This window comes from Pseudomonas sp. SIMBA_067 (genome assembly GCF_046534675.1).
GTDB lineage: Bacteria > Pseudomonadota > Gammaproteobacteria > Pseudomonadales > Pseudomonadaceae > Aquipseudomonas > Aquipseudomonas putida.
The window spans coordinates 1-232 of record NZ_JAWRYH010001422.1 but is presented as its reverse complement, the minus strand read 5'-3'; the positions used below and the strand labels follow the sequence as shown (position 1 = coordinate 232).

Annotated in this window: 1 protein-coding gene; it reads left to right on the top strand. The window is 69.4% G+C overall.

All coding sequences use genetic code 11. The annotated features are described in order from the left end of the window. On the top strand, positions 1–232 hold a 232-nt coding region (locus SB765_RS34085; protein ID WP_410933087.1), incomplete at both ends, for an HPr family phosphocarrier protein.

Sequence of the window (232 nt, the reverse complement as noted above, 5' to 3'; positions counted from 1 at the left end):
CAAGAGCTTGAGCAAGTTGCTCAGCCTCGGTGCCCGTCGTGGTCAGGAGCTGGAACTGATTGCCGAACCCGGCATTGCCGCTGATGCGCTGCCGGTGCTGCTGGCGGCCATCGAGCAGGGCCTGGGCGAGGACGTCGAGCCGCTGCCGCAAAGCGCTGCAGCGGTTGCCGTCCCGCCGCAGGAGGTGCTGCAGGCACCCGCCGCAGGTAGCCGAATTCAGGGCGTCGGCGCG